11 protein-coding genes are annotated in these 16835 nt (G+C 72.9%); 4 read left to right on the top strand and 7 right to left on the bottom strand.

The features are described 5' to 3' along the window. Window positions 1-68: 68 nt before the first annotated feature. Both ACFQ80_RS00915 and ACFQ80_RS00910 read right to left on the bottom strand, forming a co-directional pair. Window positions 69-344: a GlsB/YeaQ/YmgE family stress response membrane protein gene (locus ACFQ80_RS00915; RefSeq protein ID WP_430549249.1), complete on the bottom strand. Its 276-nt coding sequence runs from the start codon at window positions 342-344 to the stop codon at window positions 69-71. A 132-nt stretch (window positions 345-476) separates the two neighbouring features. Further along, complete coding sequence (locus ACFQ80_RS00910) at window positions 477-8249, bottom strand: DUF5979 domain-containing protein (RefSeq protein ID WP_430562211.1); 7773 nt, start codon at window positions 8247-8249, stop codon at window positions 477-479. A 293-nt stretch (window positions 8250-8542) separates the two neighbouring features. Between ACFQ80_RS00910 and ACFQ80_RS00905 the strand changes: the two genes are divergently transcribed. Genes ACFQ80_RS00905 through ACFQ80_RS00895 form a run of 3 tightly spaced genes read left to right on the top strand, consistent with a single transcriptional unit; the run spans window position 8543 to window position 12640 of the window. After that, complete coding sequence (locus ACFQ80_RS00905; RefSeq protein ID WP_430562210.1) at window positions 8543-8986, top strand: hypothetical protein; 444 nt, start codon at window positions 8543-8545, stop codon at window positions 8984-8986. 52 nt (window positions 8987-9038) lie between these two features. Continuing rightward, complete coding sequence (locus ACFQ80_RS00900) at window positions 9039-10703, top strand: SulP family inorganic anion transporter (protein WP_430562209.1); 1665 nt, start codon at window positions 9039-9041, stop codon at window positions 10701-10703. 44 nt (window positions 10704-10747) lie between these two features. Then, complete coding sequence (locus ACFQ80_RS00895; RefSeq protein ID WP_430562208.1) at window positions 10748-12640, top strand: alkyl/aryl-sulfatase; 1893 nt, start codon at window positions 10748-10750, stop codon at window positions 12638-12640. Here the strand turns inward: ACFQ80_RS00895 and ACFQ80_RS00890 are convergent. From ACFQ80_RS00890 to ACFQ80_RS00870, 5 genes are all read right to left on the bottom strand, one after another. Beyond that, window positions 12630-13253, bottom strand: a complete 624-nt coding sequence (locus tag ACFQ80_RS00890; protein ID WP_430562207.1) for a Pr6Pr family membrane protein — start codon at window positions 13251-13253, stop codon at window positions 12630-12632. The genes ACFQ80_RS00895 and ACFQ80_RS00890 overlap by 11 nt on opposite strands. A 53-nt stretch (window positions 13254-13306) precedes the next feature. Continuing rightward, a complete protein-coding gene (locus tag ACFQ80_RS00885) occupies window positions 13307-13657 on the bottom strand; it encodes a hypothetical protein (protein WP_430562206.1) in 351 nt (116 codons plus the stop codon). A 13-nt stretch (window positions 13658-13670) separates the two neighbouring features. Next, complete coding sequence (locus ACFQ80_RS00880; protein WP_429730731.1) at window positions 13671-14033, bottom strand: YidH family protein; 363 nt, start codon at window positions 14031-14033, stop codon at window positions 13671-13673. 65 nt (window positions 14034-14098) lie between these two features. Then, the gene (locus ACFQ80_RS00875) at window positions 14099-15025 is read right to left on the bottom strand and encodes a hypothetical protein (protein ID WP_430562205.1); all 927 of its coding nucleotides are present in this window, start codon (window positions 15023-15025) and stop codon (window positions 14099-14101) included. Then, window positions 15022-15861 (bottom strand): hypothetical protein, encoded by an 840-nt coding sequence (locus tag ACFQ80_RS00870; protein ID WP_430562204.1) that lies wholly within the window; start codon window positions 15859-15861, stop codon window positions 15022-15024. Before ACFQ80_RS00870 ends, ACFQ80_RS00875 begins: the two co-directional genes overlap by 4 nt. Window positions 15862-16017: 156 nt before the next feature. On the opposite strand from ACFQ80_RS00870, the gene ACFQ80_RS00865 reads away from it, so the two are divergent. Further along, complete coding sequence (locus tag ACFQ80_RS00865) at window positions 16018-16803, top strand: isocitrate lyase/phosphoenolpyruvate mutase family protein (RefSeq protein WP_430562203.1); 786 nt, start codon at window positions 16018-16020, stop codon at window positions 16801-16803. The last annotated feature ends 32 nt before the right edge of the window (window positions 16804-16835 follow it).

Raw genomic sequence — 16835 nt, 5'->3', positions numbered from 1 at the left:
GTCCAGGGACGGCCGGCCCGTTCGCGCTCCCGGCGGCGGCACCCGCGCGGGATGCCGCCCGGGCAGGGTCAGGGGGTCGTCTGCTTGCGGCCGCCCATCCCGGCAACGATCGAGACGCCGATCGCGGCCAGCACGATCTGGAAGATCAGCTCGATCCAGTCGATGCCACCGGTGTCGCTGACGTCGATCAGGCTCGCGATCCACGTGCCCAGCAGTGCGGCGACGATCCCGATGATGATCGTCACGAGGATCGAGATGTTCTGCTTGCCCCGGACGACCAGGCGCCCGAGGGCCCCGATGATCGCGCCGATGATGATCGCGGTGATGATTCCCGTGGCGGTCACGGTGCTGCTCCCCTCCTCGACGACGGCGCAGGTCGCGCCCGCAACGAACGTACGGCGGACTGCCGCTGCACGCCCCCTGGACGCCGACGGCGCCGACCCCGTGACCAGGGTCGGCGCCGTCGTGGGGCCCGGTCAGTGCTGCTGGCGGCGCCGGATCCCGACGGCGACCACACCTGCCGCGATCAGCAGGACGGCGATGCCGACCCAGAGGCCGATGTCCGCGCCGGTGGTCGGGAGCCAGCCGCCCCCGCCGGTATCGGTCCCGTCGCCGCCCGCGGGCGGCGGGGGCGGAGCGAACGTGTTCGTCACCGTGACCGACGCCGGGTCCGCCGCGACGGTGACCGCGCCCGGGTCGCCGTCGCCCACGGTCGAGACCGTGGAGGACGCCGCGCCCCCGTCGTCCGTCTCCGTCACGACGCACTCCGCGCCGATCGGGAGCCCGTCGTACGTGACGGTGTCGCCCGCCGCGATCTCGCGCGCCGGGCCGCCCGGGATCTCGATGTCCTCGCCCTGGAACGTGCAGGCGAGGGTCACCTCGAACGGGCCCACGTCGTAGGAGCTGCCCTCGAAGTCGACCACCTTGTCCACCGCGACCGACCCCACGTCGAACGTGTTGGTCACGGTGACCACCGCGGGGTCGGCGTCCGCGCCCGGCACGACCACCTGACCCGGGTCGCCCCCCTCGACGGTCGTGGAGACCGTCGACGACGCCGCGCCCGCGGCGTCCGTCTCGGTGACCACGCACTCCGCGCCGACGGGCAGCCCGTCGTAGGTCGCCGGCTCGTCCGGCGTCACCGTGCGGGTCGCCCCGCCGGGCACCTCGATCTCCTGCCCCTGGAACGTGCAGGCCAGGGAGACCTCGAACGGCGCCGTGACGAAGCCCGCGCCGTCGCCGTCCACCACCTTCTCGACCTGGATCGAGCCCACGTCGTAGGTGTTGGTCACGGTGACCGTCTGGACCTCCGTCCCGGCGGCGTCGATGACGACAGGGTCCGGATCGACCGTCACGTTCGTCGCGCCGGCGATGTCCGTCTCCGTGACGGTGCACGTGTCGCCGTCCTGGAGCCCGAAGTAGACCCCCGGGAAGCCCGGGCCGAACCGGCGCTCCGGCCCGCCGAGGATGACGTCCACCGGGGCTCCCTGCGACGTGGTGCACTCCAGCGAGACCTGGTACGGGAACTCGTCGAACGGCACCTGGTCGAGGTACTCCAGCACCTGCTGCAGGAGCGCCAGGAGCTCGTCCGGGTCGGTGGGCAGCGGGTCCGGGATCTCCGGGAACGGCGGCAGGTCCGGCATCGGCGGCGCGAAGGCCGCACCGTCCCCGTCGACCACCTTCTGCACCAGCAGCGGGGCCGTGCGGAACGTGTTCGTCACCGTCACGGTGACGGTCGTGGGGTCGCCGTCGTCCGCCGGGGGCACGACCACGTCGACGCTGTTCCCGTCGACCGGGTCACCGCCGTCCACGCTCACCGTCGTCGACGAGGCGCCGAAGTCGTCCGTCTCGGTCACGGTGCACTGCGCTCCGACGGGCAGACCCTCGTAGATCGCGGGCTCGAGGACCGTGAACTCCCGCACTGCGCCACCCGGGATGGTCAGCTCCACGTCCTGGTAGAAGCACTGCAGGGTCACCTCGAACGGCCCGGGACCGTAGAGGGCGCCGAGGCCCGCGAGCTCCTTGTCCACCTGGATCGTGCCGACGTCGAACGTGTTGGTGATGACCACCTCGGCGGGCTCGTCGGCGTCCACGGTCACCGTGTCCGGCACGACGACGGCATCGGTCGCGCCGCTGTCGTCGATCTCCGTGACGGTGCACTCCGCGCCCACCGGCAGGTCGGCGATCTGCGCGTCGAGCGGCCCGGCGCCGCCCAGCACGACCGTGCCGTCGTAGACCGTGGTGGTGCCGCCCGGGCCGTCGCCGTCGGCGTCGTAGGTGCACACCACCTGGATCGTGAACGGGCCGGCGCCGTACGCGGGCCCGCCCTCGCCGTCGACCACCTTCTGCAGGTTGATCGCGCCGACGTCGAACGTGTTCTCCAGCGCGACCTGGGCGCCGGCAGTACCGTCCGCGTCGGGCACGATCGTGACGTCGGCCGACGTGCCGTCGGTCTCGACCGGGTCCTCGCCCGGCGTCGTGACCGTGATGGTGGTGCCCGCCGCGTTCGCGGCGTTGGTCTCGGTGACGGTGCACTCGGAGTTCACGGGCAGGCCGGTCAGGGTGACGGGCGTGCCGTCCTCGGTCAGCTCCACGACCATCGGGGTGTCCGCGTCGTACCCGTCGGCGAAGACCGGCTCGCCGAGGAAGGTGCACTCCACGGTGGCCTCGAACGGGCCGTAGGAGACCGGGTTCCCGTCCTGGTCGACGGCGTCGCTCTCCACCGACTTGGACAGCACGAGCCCGCCCAGGTCGTACCGGTTGACGGCGACAATCTCCGTCGGGACCTCGTCCACGGTCTCGGAGTCGATCGTCACGGTGCCGACGATCAGCTCCGTCTCGCCGTTGCTCCCGTCCTCCGTGATGGTGCACTCCGCGCCGTAGGGCAGGTTCGGCACCGTCGTGGGCGTGCCCGGCACCACGGTGATGGGTATCGGGTCGAGCTCCTTCTCCACCCAGGAGCCGGGCGCGGACGTGCACTGCACGTTGAGCTGGAACTCGTCCGGCGCGTAGGCGGCACCGGCACCCGTGACCACCTTGTTCACCTGGAGGGGGCCCGACGCCGTCGCGACGCCGACCTTCTGGCCCTCGGTGGGCAGGAGGCTGTGCATCGACCCGTCCGACCGCTCGTACGCCGCCGACACCGCGGCCGAGTTCCACGCGATCGAGCGGTCGCCGGCCGCGGGGACCTCCGGCGGGGTGGTCGACGTGGCCTCGATGGCCACGAACTCTCCGGGCTCGAAGGGCTGGTCCTCCGGGAAGGTGAGGACGAACTTGATCGCGGTGATGTCCTCGAAGACCGATTCGGGCAGCCCAGGCACGAACGGCTCCCACCCCGTCTCCGGGTCCGCCGGGCAGATCGGCTCGTTGAGCGGGTCCTCGATGTCGTCGCGGCACAGGTCGTCCGCCGTCGTGTAGGAGAACGCGACCTGCGTGCCGGGCGGGGCGTTCACGAGCTGCGGCGGCGGGTCGGCCGTGAGGATCGGCGCCCACGCCGACCCGCGCTCCGACGTGTCGTACGAGCCCGTGTCCCCGGGCGTGGGGAACCGGTCGTACCCGACCACCTTGGTGAACGGGTTGTTCCCGACGTTGTCGATGCGGACGCGCCACGTCTGGTCGTGCCCCGGCGCGATGACCGGCACGCACGGATAGGCGTAGAAGCCGGCGGCGTTCGGCGTGCACTCGACGTCCGGCCCCGTGTAGTCCGGGTCGACCATGACGTCGAGCTCGTCGTCGTCCGTCGCCTTGACGAACTTCGACTGGCTCAGCACCGCGGTCTCCGTCGGGCGCACGTCCGAGTCCGCCTCGCAGGCCCCCGTCTCCTCGTTCAGCCGGGTCTCGCACTCGTCCCACGGCCGGTCGCCGATGACGCCGGCCGTGTTGGCGACCAGCGTGTCCGGCGCGATGCCGACCCGGAACCGCACCATCACCGTGATCGTGTACGTCTGGTCCGGCTCGAGCACCGAGCCGTCCGGGAACGAGAACCCGAGGCTCGCGATGTCGCCCGACTGGTCCACCGTCACCTGGGCGGCGTCCGTGGGCAGGTCCGGCGTGCTCGGGTCGGTGTCCTCACCGGTCAGCGCGTACGAGAACGGCTCGGCCACGTCGGCCAGCCGGAGCTGGGGTCCCTGGCCGTCGGTCGGCATCGGGTCGTCGACGATCGTCGGGTCGACGATCGGCCGGTCGCCCGTGTTCGTGATCGTGATGTTCATCGGGAACACCGCGTTCGGTGCCTTCACGCCGCCGGACACGACGCCGTCGAAGTTCTTGACGATCTGCACGCCGTTGCTCGCGTGCTCGTACAGGATCGACGCGTCGTCGGAGTCCTCGGCAGTCACCGGACCGAGCTCGCCGGTGTCGGGGTCGACGACCTGGTCGGCGCCGGTCGTGGTGCCCTGCACCGTGTTGCTCGCCACGCCCGGGTCGGTCTCGCCGGGCCCGGGCGGGTTGGCCGCCAGGTCCGGCAGCACCGGGCCTCCCGACCGCATCTCCTCGCGGCGCTCCACCGAGATCGGGACGCTCTGCACCGGCGTCGCCGGGTTCTCCCAGACGGAGCCGTCCGTGCGGCTGAACGTGAACCGCAGGCCCTGCACGTCCTCGGGGGCCACGCCGTCGGGCAGGGTGAAGGTCGACAGCGTGTCGCCCAGAACCCAGTCGCCGCCCGTGACGGTCACCGGGTCGGGCGAGCCGGGGTCGCCGGAGAACACGCCGCCCACGTACGCGTCCACGCGCACCTGCTGGATGGGTGGCGCGAGCGCCGCCCCGTCGAAGCCGACGAAGTCGTACTGGTTCCAGAACTGCGGGTCGTCGTCGGTGAGCACCATCTCGACGCTGCGCGAGGGCCCGAGCGGCTGGCCCGTGAGCGTCATCGTCACCGGGCCGGTGCCCGGCTCGACGATCGTGTCGGGGCTGAACTCCTTGCCCACCTCGATGCCGATCGCAGCGTCCTGCAGCACCATCGACGCGTCGTCGTCGGCCTCGCGGACGTCCTGCTCGGTGACGCCGCCCGGGTCGGCGATCGTGGCGGCGGCCCGGTTGGGCACCGGGTTGTAGCCCGCGACGTCGACCGGGTCCCCGGTGTACCGGTCGGTGGCCCGGAGCTGGAGCGTGAGGTCCATCGTGCCGCTCGCGCCGGGCTCCACCAGCCCGTCGTACGCGACCTCCACGCCGACCACGTCCACGAGGTCGGCCGGCGTGAGCGCCTCGGCCCCCGCCTCGTCGAACGTCGCGGTGGTGTCGTCGTAGTGCAGCGTCACCGTGGTGCTCGTCGCGCCCTCCGGCGGCGTGAGGTCGATGGCGGTCAGGGTGAACGCGTCGAACGGCTTCGTGCCGTCGGCCGTGACCACGTCGCCCGAGCCCTGGGCCACCGGGTCGGCCAGCCGCAGCTCCTCGACCTTCGCCGCCGAGGCGTTCGTCCCGGTGATCGTCACGGTCGTGCTCGGGTAGAACTGGGCCGGGGTGCCCGTCGGGGGCACGGAGATCGGGCCGCCCGACCAGATCTTGTCGACCGTGACGTTCAGCGGTTCGTCCAGGATCGTCACGATGTCGTCGTCGGTGTCCGTGTAGTCCTGGCCGTCGAAGGTGCCCGTCGCACGTGCGGTGTCGTCGACGACCCCCGGGCTCCCGTCCACGTTGTACTCGATGTCGTGAGCGGTGCCCAGCACGGGGACGTCGCCGTCGCTGCGCTTGTAGTCGCGCACCTGGAACGTGAGGTCCAGGTGACGGTCGTCCGTCAGGGTCGAGCGAGCAACGCCGTCGCCCGGCTGCGGAGCGAGCGGGTCGTCCGTGCTGCGGTTCGGGTTCTCCGTGTACACGATCCGCACCGAGATCGTGGACTCCTGCTCCTCGGGCGTGAGCGTCACCTCGGGCATGCCGCCGGCGCACGGTGACGCCGCGGTGCACGTCGAGTTGGTCGCCTGGACCCAGCTCGTGCCGTCGTAGAGCTCCACCCCGGCGATCGCGTCGTACTCGATCAGCGGGTCGAGATCGCTGTCGATCGCGGGGATGCTCACCAGGTTGAACGCGTCGTAGAACGAGTCGGCGACCGCGGTGGTCTCCGGGTCCTGGATGTCCGAGATCACCATCGGGTCGACGCCCGAGAAGCCGTTCGTCGACCACGTGATGCGCGCCGTCGCCTGGTCGTCGGTCCGCGCTCGGACCGTCGCAGGGGCGTCGAGGAACTCCTTGGTGATGAAGTCGAGGTCACCCGTACCGTCCACCGGGAACGGGTCGACGGGGGCGCACCCCTCGGAAGGCTCGGTCGGGGACACCGAGCCGGAGGACGCGCTCGAGGCGCCGCAGTTGTCGACCGGGTCGTCCCAGCCCTCCGGCCCGGTGAACTCGGCGACGAAGTTCGGCTGGAACTCCGCCCCGGGCGGGAACCCGTTGCCGGTCGATTCGTAGACGAACTGCACGCCCTGCGCGCCCGGCGGCAGGTCACAGCTCACGGTCGCCACCCCGGCGATCGGGCTGCCGCAGTCGGGGGCCTCGACCCACTCGTTGCCGTCCCAGTAGTTGATCGTCAGCGTCGAGTTCGCGGGCACGCTGGTCGAGCGCACCGACGTCGCCTCGAAGTGGTCCCAGAACGCGTCCGGGTTGTCCGGGTCCGTCGGGTCCTGGATCACCACCTGGTCCGCATTGGTGGTCGAGCCGTCCGGCCCGAACGGCAGCAGCTGCGTCGGGAGCTGCACGATGACGCTCTGGCCGGGGATCGCGGGGATCTCCGACGGCGAGATGAGCTTGTTCGTGTTCGTCGCCAGCCGGTCCACCAGGGTGACGAGATCGGCGGAGGCCTCGCCCTCCGCGTTCGGCACGGTCGCCGTGATCTCGTTGGTGTGGGTGACGTCGTCGATCTCCTGGTCGGGGTCGGTGTCCGCGGTGAACGGGATCGACGCCTCGGCGCCCGTGGGCAGGTCTCCGGTGAAGGTCACGGTGAAGCCCTCGACCACGCAGCCGGCGGGCGGGTTCGGCAGGGTGTTGGGCGCCGTCGCCTCCTCGGTGGGCGTGGAGCCGTCGGCGCACGTGAAGGTCACGCTCGCCGCGCTCGCCCCGTTGGGCCACTGCACGCCGGTGCCGTCGCCGTCGGGGCCGAAGCCGGTGAACGTCAGCGGGTTGTCGCCGGTGAACGGGTTCGGATCGTCCGTCGACGGCTCGGTGATGGACATCGTGTCCACGGCGGTGCCCGTATTGGTGGCGCCGATCGTGACGGTGGTGGGGTCGCCCGCGCTCACGGTGGCCGGGTCGAAGCTCTTGGACGCCGTGACGCTGTTGTTCGGCGGCGTGATGACGTACGTGTCGTCGGCCGTCGTCGGTTCGGACTCGTCGTCGCCGTGCGTGACGTACGACGACGTGTCGTTGGTGACCGTCGTGGCCGTGGTGAGCTCGGTGACGGCCTCGCTCTGCTGCACCTCCACCGGGATGCTCGCCGTCGCGCCCGGCTGGATGTCGCCGCTGAACGTGTACCGCACGCCCTGCACCGTCGCCGGGTCGACGGAGTCGTCGAGCGGCAGCCACTGCGTGCCGTCCCAGTACTCCTCCTCCACCGTGTCGGCGTTCGGCGGCAGCGTGATGTCACCCGTCCCCGTGTACTCGAGGTAAGTGAACGGGTTCGGGTCGGCCGTCGGGTCCACCGGGTCCTGGATCACCAGCGTGTCGACCGGGTCGTTCGACGTGTTCGTGGCGCCGATCGTCATCGTCGCCGCCGTGCCCGGGGCGGCGAGGGCGCCCTCCGGGTCGATCGTCTTGGTGGTCTCGGAGTCGAGCACCAGCTCGACGTCCGGTGTGATCGACTCGTCGGCCGAGTTCTCGGGGGCGTTGTCCGCGACGACCGTCGCCGTGTTGACGATCGGGACGCCGTTCTCGCTGTACGGCAGGTCGGGGTCGATCTGTACGGTGATCGAGATGGTCGCCTGCTCGCCGTTGGTGAAGCTCGGCCAGACCGCCGTCACGACATTGCCGTCGGTGTCGACCGTGAGGTCTCCGGCCGTCCCGGCGGGCTGGCTGATGATCTCCGCGGTGACGAGCTCGAGACCGTCGGGCAGCGCGTCGGTGAACTCGGTGTTCTGGCAGGGGGTGCTCGGGTCGGAGCAGGAGATCTGGACCTCGTAGGTGACCTGCTGCCCGGGCGAGTACGGCCCGGGCGTCGTGGCCTCCTTGCTGATGCTCCACGTCGCGGCCGACGCCGTCGTCGCCGGGATGACCGCGCCCGCGAGCGCGAGCACGACGGCGCCGAGCACGGAGGCGGCGCGACGCACGCGCCGTCGCGCGCGCAAGCGCGCGCTGCGGCGCTGTCGTTCCCCCGCTGACCTACGACCATCCACCATCAGTGCCCCTCCACACATCGGTGCAAACCGCCCGCGCGCGACGCTGTGCGCGGACACCACTCCGAAGGTGTCAGATATCGGTGGACTAGGCCTGCTGAACGGCGGTACATCCGAATGATCGGGAACGCCCGGAAACCTCCACGATCGCGCCGTGCGCTCGCGAGCGCGGCCGAGGACGACGAAGGTCGAGGTGAGGGCGTCGGAGCGCGACGAGGGAGTCGACCATGAGCCGGACGAGGGCACGACAGGGGTACGCGGTGCTGGGTACGGCGGCGCTGGGCGCGACGGCGCTGCTGCTCGCGGGGTGCGGCGAGTCCAGCACGGACGCCATGGGCGACGACACGACGCAGACGTGCGAGGACCTCTCCGCCTACACGGACGCGCTGCGGAACCTCGCGGGCACGCTGGGCCCGGACGCCTCCGTCGAGGACGTGCAGGCCGCGCGCGACCAGGCCGCGGAGGCGCAGCGCACGCTGCACGAGAGCCTCGCCGAGGTGTCGGACGACCGCACGGACGACGTCGAGCAGGCCTGGGACGCCCTCGTGACCGCGTTCGGCCAGGTCGACGACGGCGCCACCCTCGCGGAGGCCGCCGACTCGCTCAGGGACGAGGCCCAGGGCGTCGTCGACGCGACGGCGTCGGTGCGGGAGGACCTGGACTGCGGCTGAGCAGCCGCGCGGCCGGGTCGCGGTGCCCCGGGCCGTGGGGCACTGTGCTGGGGTGCGAGTGTCGAGGCCCACCCCGCGTGACGTCGTCTCCGGCTTCGTGACCGGCCTGTTCTCCATCCCGGAGGGCATGGCGTACGCGACCGTGGGAGGGTTCTCCGCGCCGATGGGCCTCTGGTCGGGCGCCGTGCCGACGATCGTCGGCTCGTTCTTCTCCCGCACGGTGCTCATGGTCACGACGCTCACCAGCGCCATCGCCCTGTCGGCGAAGAGCGTGCTCACGGACGCCGGGCTGGACCCGTCGGACCTGGGCTCGGTCGCCGCGCTCACGCTGGTGGTCGGCCTGTGGATGGCGCTGCTGGGCGTGCTGAAGCTCGGCTCGGTGATGTCGTTCGTCTCGACGGCGGTCATGACGGGCTTCACCGCCGGCATCGCGGTGCAGATCGTGGCCGGCGTGGTGAAGGACGCGACCGGGTACGAGCCGCAGTCGCACAACACGGTGGGCAAGCTCGTCGAGGCCGTCGCGCACGTCGGCGACTGGGACGGCCCGACGGTCGCCGTGGCCGTCGCGACCGTCGCCGCGTGGGCGGCGCTGAGCCTGGTGCCGCGGTTGCGCAAGACGGCGACCCTGCTGGCGCTCGTCGTCGTCACCGTCGTCGTCGCGCTGCTGGGCACCGACGTCGAGCTGGTCTCCGACATCGCCGCCATCCCCCGGTCCCTGCCGCCGCTCACGCTGCCCGACGTCGGCGCGCTGCCGGACCTCGTGTCCGGCGGCCTCGCCATCGCGCTCGTCGCACTCGCGCAGGCGGCGGGCATCGGCGCGGCCGTGCCGAACCCGGACGGGTCACGTACCGACGTCTCGAAGGACTTCACGGCACAGGGCCTCGCGAACGTGGCGGGCGGCTTCTTCGGCGCGCTGCCGACCGGCGGGTCGCTGTCCCGCACGGGCGTCGCGACCAGCGGCGGCGGGCAGACCCGCTGGGCGGGCATCTTCTCCGGCGTCTGGCTGATCGTCATCGTGCTGGCCGTGGGGCCGCTGGCCGGGACGATCCCGATGGCCGTCATCGGCGGCCTGCTGCTCGTCATCGGCGGCGAGCTGGTCGTGGGCCGGTGGGCCGACATCGTGCTGGTCTTCCGCACGTCGTGGCTGTCCGCCGCGGCGCTGGTCGTGACGTTCGCGGCCACCACGCAGCTGCCGCTGCAGCAGGCCATCTTCCTCGGCGCCGGCCTGTCGATCGTGCTGTTCGCGGTGCAGGCGGCCAAGCGCGGGCGCCTGGTGCGCTTCGTGCCGACCGACGACGGCGACTTCCGCGTCGAGGACGCCCCCGCCGTCCTGCCCAGCGGCCGCACCACCGTGCTGCACTACGTGGGCACCGGGTTCTTCGCCGAGGTGAACCGGCTCGAGGAGGAGTGGCCGCACACCGCCGGCACGCACGACGCCGCCCTGGTGATCTCGCTGCGCGGGTCGGCGGGCATCCCGTCCACCACGTTCCTCAAGTCCCTCGACCGGCTGCTGGACCGCTGGCACGAGCACGGCGTCGAGGTGGTCGTCTGCGGCGTGCCCGAGGACCTGCGGCGGCGTTTCGAGACGGGCGGCGTGAGCGAGCGCCTGCGCGACTCCGTCGTCCCCAGCAGCGACACGCTGCTCGGCTCCGTGCGCGAGGCGTACGACCTGGCGGAGCGCCGACGCACCCGCCGGGCGGCGTCCGCCGGCGGCTGATCCCTCGCCGCGCGCTGCCGCAGGAGCGGTGCCATCGTGGCGCCATGCCTACCGCACCGAAGCCGGCCACGCCCACGATCACCGCACAGCAGCGTGCCCTGCTGGACAGTCTTCCGTTCTCCGACCGGCAGGACTTCGAGGACGCGACGCGCGGCCTGGTCGCCCGGCGGACGCCCAACGCGATCACCGCCGCGGACGGTCGCGTGGTGTGGGACAACGACACCTACTCCTTCCTCACCGGCGACGCGCCGGACACCGTGAACCCGAGCCTGTGGCGGCAGTCGCAGCTCGTGGCGGAGCAGGGGCTCTTCGAGGTGGCCGAGGGCATCTACCAGGTGCGCGGCTTCGACCTCTCCAACGTCACGTTCATCGAGGGCGAGACGGGCGTCATCGTGCTCGACCCGCTCATCGCCACCGAGACCGCCGCCGCCGCGCTCGCCCTGTACCGCGAGCACCGGGGCGACCGCCCGGTCACCGGCGTCATCTACACGCACTGCCACGTGGACCACTTCGGCGGTGTCAAGGGCGTCACCACGCAGGAGGACGTCGACGCGGGGCGCGTGCCCGTCGTCGCGCCCGCGGAGTTCACGGAGCACGCGGTGGCCGAGAACGTCTACGCCGGCACGGCGATGGCCAGGCGCGCCGGCTACATGTACGGGGCGGCGCTCGCCCGCGGGCCGCAGGGTCAGGTGGGGGCGGGGCTCGGGCAGACGACGTCGACCGGCTCGGTCTCGCTCGTCACCCCGACCCTCGACATCACGCACACCGGTCAGGAGGAGACGGTCGACGGCGTGCGCATGGTGTTCCAGATGGCGCCCGGCACCGAGGCACCGGCCGAGTTCCTCGTGTACTTCCCGGACCACCGCGCCCTGTGCGCGGCCGAGGACGCCACCCACACGCTGCACAACCTGCTGACCCTGCGGGGAGCCGTCGTCCGCGACCCGCACGCCTGGGCCAACTACCTCACCGAGACGATCGACCTGTTCGGTGCGGACCTCGACGTCGTGTTCGCCTCGCACCACTGGCCCACCTGGGGGCGGGACCGCGCCGTCGAGTACCTGGCGCTCCAGCGCGACCTGTACGCCTACCTGCACGACCAGACGCTGCGCCTGCTCAACCAGGGGTTCACGGGCGCGGAGATCGCGGAGCGGCTGGAGCTGCCGCCGGTGCTGGAGAACGCCTGGCACGCCCGGGGGTACTACGGGTCCGTGAGCCACAACGTCAAGGCGATCTACCAGCGGTACATGGGCTGGTACGACGGCAACCCAGCGCACCTGTGGCAGCACCCGCCGGTGGAGCAGGGCAAGCGGTACGTGGAGTTCATGGGCGGCGCGGACGCCGTCGTGGAGAAGGCTCGCGCGTCGTTCGACGCCGGGGACTTCCGCTGGGTCGCCGAGGTGCTGACCCACGTCGTGTTCGCCCAGCCCGACCACGCCGGGGCGAAGGAGCTCCTCGCCGACACGTTCGAGCAGCTGGGCTACGGGGCCGAGAACGGGACCTGGCGCTCGGTCTACCTGTCGGGCGCGACCGAGCTGCGCGACGGCAGCTTCGGTACCCCGACGCAGACCGCGGCGAACGACATCATCGCCGCGCTGACGCCCGCCATGCTGTTCGACGCCATCGCCATCCAGGTGGACGGGCCGCGCGCCTGGGACGAGCGGCTCACCATCGACGTCGTGCTCACCGACTCCGGCGAGCGCTACCGGCTGTGGCTCCGCAACGGCGTGCTCACGTACAGCGCCGCGACGCAGGCCGGTGACGCCGACCTGACGCTCACCACGACGACGCGCGCGCTGCCCGCGCTCGCCCTCGGCGGCGTGACGCCCGACGGGCTCGCGGACGCCGGCATCCAGGTCGACGGCGACGCGGCCGTCCTGGGCCGGCTCACCGCCGTCCTCGACCCCGGCGACCCGGACTTCGCCATCGTCACGCCCTGACGCCGCCGAGGAGGGGGCGGGCCGGGAGCACCCGGTCGACGGCGACGATGAGCAGCCCCAGCAGGTAGAACGCGCCGCCGTAGAGCACCAGGTTGAGCCCCAGCCCGCCCCACCCGAGGGCGTCCAGGTCGATGAACCCGTACGGGTACTCGCTGCCCGGGCTGAGCTGTCCCCGCAGCAGGATCGCGCCGAAGTAGAGCACCGGGAAGAGCATCCACAGGCCCGCGTCGCGCAGGCGGGCGCGGCGGTGCGGGTCGAGCAGCAGGAAGTCGAGCACGACGGCGAGCGGCAGCGCCCGGTGCTCGACCTGCCCGTCCGTGAGCCCCAGGAACACGGCGGGGGCGTCCGGGGACTCCGGCTCGAGGACCAGCCACGCGACCAGCCCGGTGATGGCGGCGGCGAGGGTCACCAGCCCCTTCGCCCGGACGGGCGGCGGCTCCCGGCGCCGCAGCGTCGTGACCGCCGCCCAGCCGAACACCGCCACCGTCAGGAAGCTGGTGAGGTTGGTGAAGTAGACGAAGCCCTCGACGTCGCCGTCGCGCCAGATGGCGCGCGTGCCGACGAGACCGAGCGCGACGACGAGGAGCCGGAACAGGCCCACGAGCACGAACATGGGCACAGTGAACCGCATCCGTCGGCATGCGGCCGTCACTCCCGTCGGCGCCGTCAGAACAAGACGACGGCCACCAGCCCGGCCAGCCCGAGCAGCGCCGTGCCCGCGCACATCAGCACGATCCGCCGGCCGTGCCGGAGGCGCGGCTCCGCGGTGTCGAGGTGCCGGTGCGTGTGCCCGGCGTGCCGCTTGGCGAACCACCACAGCGGAGGGGTGAGCACCAGCGCGACCGCCGCGGTGAGGAGGAACGACGTCGCGCCGTCCACCCCGGGCAGCGTCTGCCACGCCACCGCGCACGCCGCCGTGAACGACAGCAGCGTGCGGCGCCAGGCCAGCGCGGTGCGCTCGGCCTGGAGGCCGCGGTCGCGCTCGGGCCCGACGAGGGGCGGGGGACGGTCCGTCATGTCGGCGTGGCCCTCAGTGCAGCAGCAGGGCGAGCAGCACGAGGATGCCCACGACGGTGATGGTCACGACCAGCACGAACCCCGTGATCGCCCCCGGCAGCGGCCCGTGCTCGCGCATGGCGCGCTCCGAGCGGGCCCACTCGACCGCTGCCGCGACCGGGACGACGGCACCCGCCACCAGGAGCACGATCGCGGACGTGAGGCGCAGGTGCGGCTCCATGGGCAGGTCCAGCGCCTCGAGCGCCGTGCCGCCCGCGATGAGCCCCAGGGCCGTGCGGAGCCACGCGAGGATGGTGCGCTCGTTGGCCAGCGAGAACCGCGGGTCGGGCTCCGTGCCCCTCTCGTAGACCCAGCGCGGGAAACGCTCGCGGCTCACGTCGACGTGCCTCCTTCGTCTCTGCGGGTGCTGCCGACATCCTCCCGCAGCAGGCGCGGGAGCGCTCAGGGCGGGTCGTTGACGAACCGGAGCTTCACGCGGACGTCGTCGAGCGGCACGACCAGCGTCGACCCGTGCGGCGACCACCTCTCGGGGACGAGGAAGAGGGAGCCCCCGCCCTCGACCAGCAGCCGCAGGCCGCGGTAGCGGTACCGGTACGCGCCGTCCCCGGCCGCGAGGTCCTCCTCCACCACGGCCGGGTCGCCCACCTCCAGCTGCTGCGGGGTGTCGACGACGACGGCGGGCAGGCCGCCCAGGTCGCGGGCGAGCGCCTTGGCCTGGCCCCGTCCCGTCCACTCCGCCACCGTGCCCGTGGCCCAGAAGAGCGAGGCGACCACCGTGAGCACCAGCAGCAGGACGGCGGTGCGCGCGGGGTCGGTGCCCGGCGTCGGCCCCTGCGTCCCGTCGGCGCCGGCGGCGTGCGCTGCCGTGGCCCGCCGCCGGTGGGACCAGGTGAGGCCGTACGCGAGGCCCGCCGACCCGACGCCGATCACGAGCGGGGTCACCAAGGGGTACGGGGCCCAGGCCGCGAGCGCCGGGTAGGCCACGATCAGCGCCACGCCGACCGCCAGCACGACGGCGCCGCCGACCGTCGACGCGAGCGTCCACCGGTGCACCACCGGCTCCGGTGCCCCCGCGAGCCGCCGCCGCAGCGTCGCGTCCGCGAGCACCAGCGCCGCCCCCACGAGCAGCACCGCGAGCATCGGCACCAGGAGCGGCTGCGGGCTGCGCATGACGAACTCCTGCGTGCTGTAGCCGAGCAGGTCGACGTCCACGCCGAAGTACAGGTACTGCGCGCGCGTCGTGACGTAGCCGAAGTAGAACAGGATCGCCGTGACGAACGTCGCCGGGGCGACCACCGTGCCCAGCACCGACCAGACGCGCGTCAGGACGCTCGGCTCGTGCGCGGCCGGTGACGACTGCTGGGTCACGGCAGCCCCTGTTCCTCGGTGGGCTTTTCGGTGGCCTGGTCTGTGGGCTCGTCGGTGGGCTCGTCGTTGGGCTCGTCGGCAGGTCCCGGCGTGACCTCGCCCTCCGGCGTCTCGGTCACCTCGTTCTCCGGCGCCTCGCTCGACTCCCCGGTCTCCGTCTCGCCCGGTTCGTCCGTCGCCGCTCCGGAGGACTCGACGGTCGCCGGGTCGCAGTCGTACCCGACGTCACCGGGCGGATGGCACATCGACCAGACGCTCCCGACCTCCAGGTCCTGTCGGAGCTGGTCGCACTCTCCCTGGGTGCTGCAGGTGGCGGTCGCGTCGAACGAGACGTCGACCAGCTCGGTCCCCGGATCGGGCGGCAGCACGGCGACCCCGCACGAGAGGTTGCCGGGCTCGAGCGTCACGCCGGCGCACGGCTCCCCGCACTCCGCACCGGCCAGCGCGGCGCCCGCGGTCCGCACCGTCACCTGCACGATCTCCACGGTCACACCGGCGGGCAACCCGTCCGTCTGGATCGAGGCGAGCCCGCACCACGCGTCGCCGACGAGCACGAAGTCCTGGCCACCCATGAGGAGGCCGGGGAGGTCGGCTTGGGCCTTGCCGCCCGCCTGCGGCAGCGGTTCCTCGAGGTCCTCCCCCGCGTCGGCGCCGACGGTGTCGTCGTCGCCCTCGTCGCTGGCGCCGTCGCCCTCGTCGCCGGGCACCGTCGCCTCGGACGTCGTCCCGCCCGTCGCCGTGCCGCCGCCGTCGTCGACCGACGGCTCCCCGCCGTCCCCGCACGCTGCCGTCACCAGGACCAGCAGGACCGTCAGCGCACCCAGTCCTCGTCTCATGTCGCCCTCCCGGGAGCACCGGGCCGCGTCGTCGCGGTCAGAGGGCTCCGCGCGGTGCCGCGCGTCGTCCTACCCGTGGAGAGCGCGCGCGATCCCGCACTGATACCCACCCCTCGACCGCACCCCGTGTCGGCGCCCGTCGGTAGCGTGCCCGGCATGCGCGCCGACTTCCTCGCCCTGCACCGCCCCGGCGACCCGCTGCTGCTGCCGAACGCGTGGGACGCCGGGTCGGCACGGGTCCTCGCCGCCCTCGGCTTCGCCGCCGTCGCGACGACGAGCAGCGGGTTCGCCGCGACGCTCGGCCGGCCCGACGGCGCCGTCACCCGGGACGAGGCCCTCGCGCACGCCGCCGCGCTCGCGGCCGCCGTCGACGTCCCCGTGAGCGCGGACCTGGAGAACGGGTTCGCCGACTCCCCCGCCGACGTCGCCCGCACGGTCGCGGAGGCCCGTGACGCCGGCCTTGCCGGGGGCTCCGTCGAGGACGCGACCGGGCGCGACGACGAGCCCCTCTACGACCGCGCCCTCGCCGTCGAGCGCGTGGCCGCCGCGGCCGAGGCGGCCGGCGACCTGGTGCTCACGGCCCGCTGCGAGAACCACCTGTACGGCCGGGACGACCTCGCCGACACGATCGCGCGGCTGCAGGCCTACCAGGAGGCCGGCGCCCACGTGCTGTACGCCCCCGGGCTGCGCGACGCCGCAGCGATCGCGACCGTCTGCCGCGAGGTCGACCGGCCCGTCAACGCCCTGCTCGTCGCGGGCGGGCCCACGCCCCAGGAGCTGGCCGACGCCGGGGTCGCGCGGATCTCCGTCGGCGGCACGTTCGCCTGGAACGCCCTGTCCGCGCTGGTCGACGCCGCCCGCGAGCTCCAGGCCGGCGGGGTCGGGTTCCTCGACCGCACCGGCCCGGCGCGCGACGTGATGCCGCAGGCGTTCCGGGGCTGACCGCCCGCGGCCTCCAGGCCGCGACCGCCAGG

This window comes from Isoptericola sp. NPDC056578, assembly GCF_042793275.1.
GTDB lineage: Bacteria > Actinomycetota > Actinomycetes > Actinomycetales > Cellulomonadaceae > Isoptericola.
The sequence above is the reverse complement of the archived record's forward strand: the minus strand, read 5'-3'. Positions and strand labels throughout refer to the sequence as shown.

Bases quoted from the DNA above. Each gene is read 5' to 3' on its own strand.
- ACFQ80_RS00895 (WP_430562208.1), top strand. From the start codon at position 10,748: ATGCCTACCGCACCGAAGCCGGCCACGCCCACGATCACCGCACAGCAG.
- ACFQ80_RS00890 (WP_430562207.1), bottom strand. From the start codon at position 13,253: ATGTTCGTGCTCGTGGGCCTGTTCCGGCTCCTCGTCGTCGCGCTCGGT.
- ACFQ80_RS00885 (WP_430562206.1), bottom strand. From the start codon at position 13,657: ATGACGGACCGTCCCCCGCCCCTCGTCGGGCCCGAGCGCGACCGCGGC.
- ACFQ80_RS00905 (WP_430562210.1), top strand. From the start codon at position 8,543: ATGAGCCGGACGAGGGCACGACAGGGGTACGCGGTGCTGGGTACGGCG.
- ACFQ80_RS00870 (WP_430562204.1), bottom strand. From the start codon at position 15,861: ATGAGACGAGGACTGGGTGCGCTGACGGTCCTGCTGGTCCTGGTGACG.
- ACFQ80_RS00865 (WP_430562203.1), top strand. From the start codon at position 16,018: ATGCGCGCCGACTTCCTCGCCCTGCACCGCCCCGGCGACCCGCTGCTG.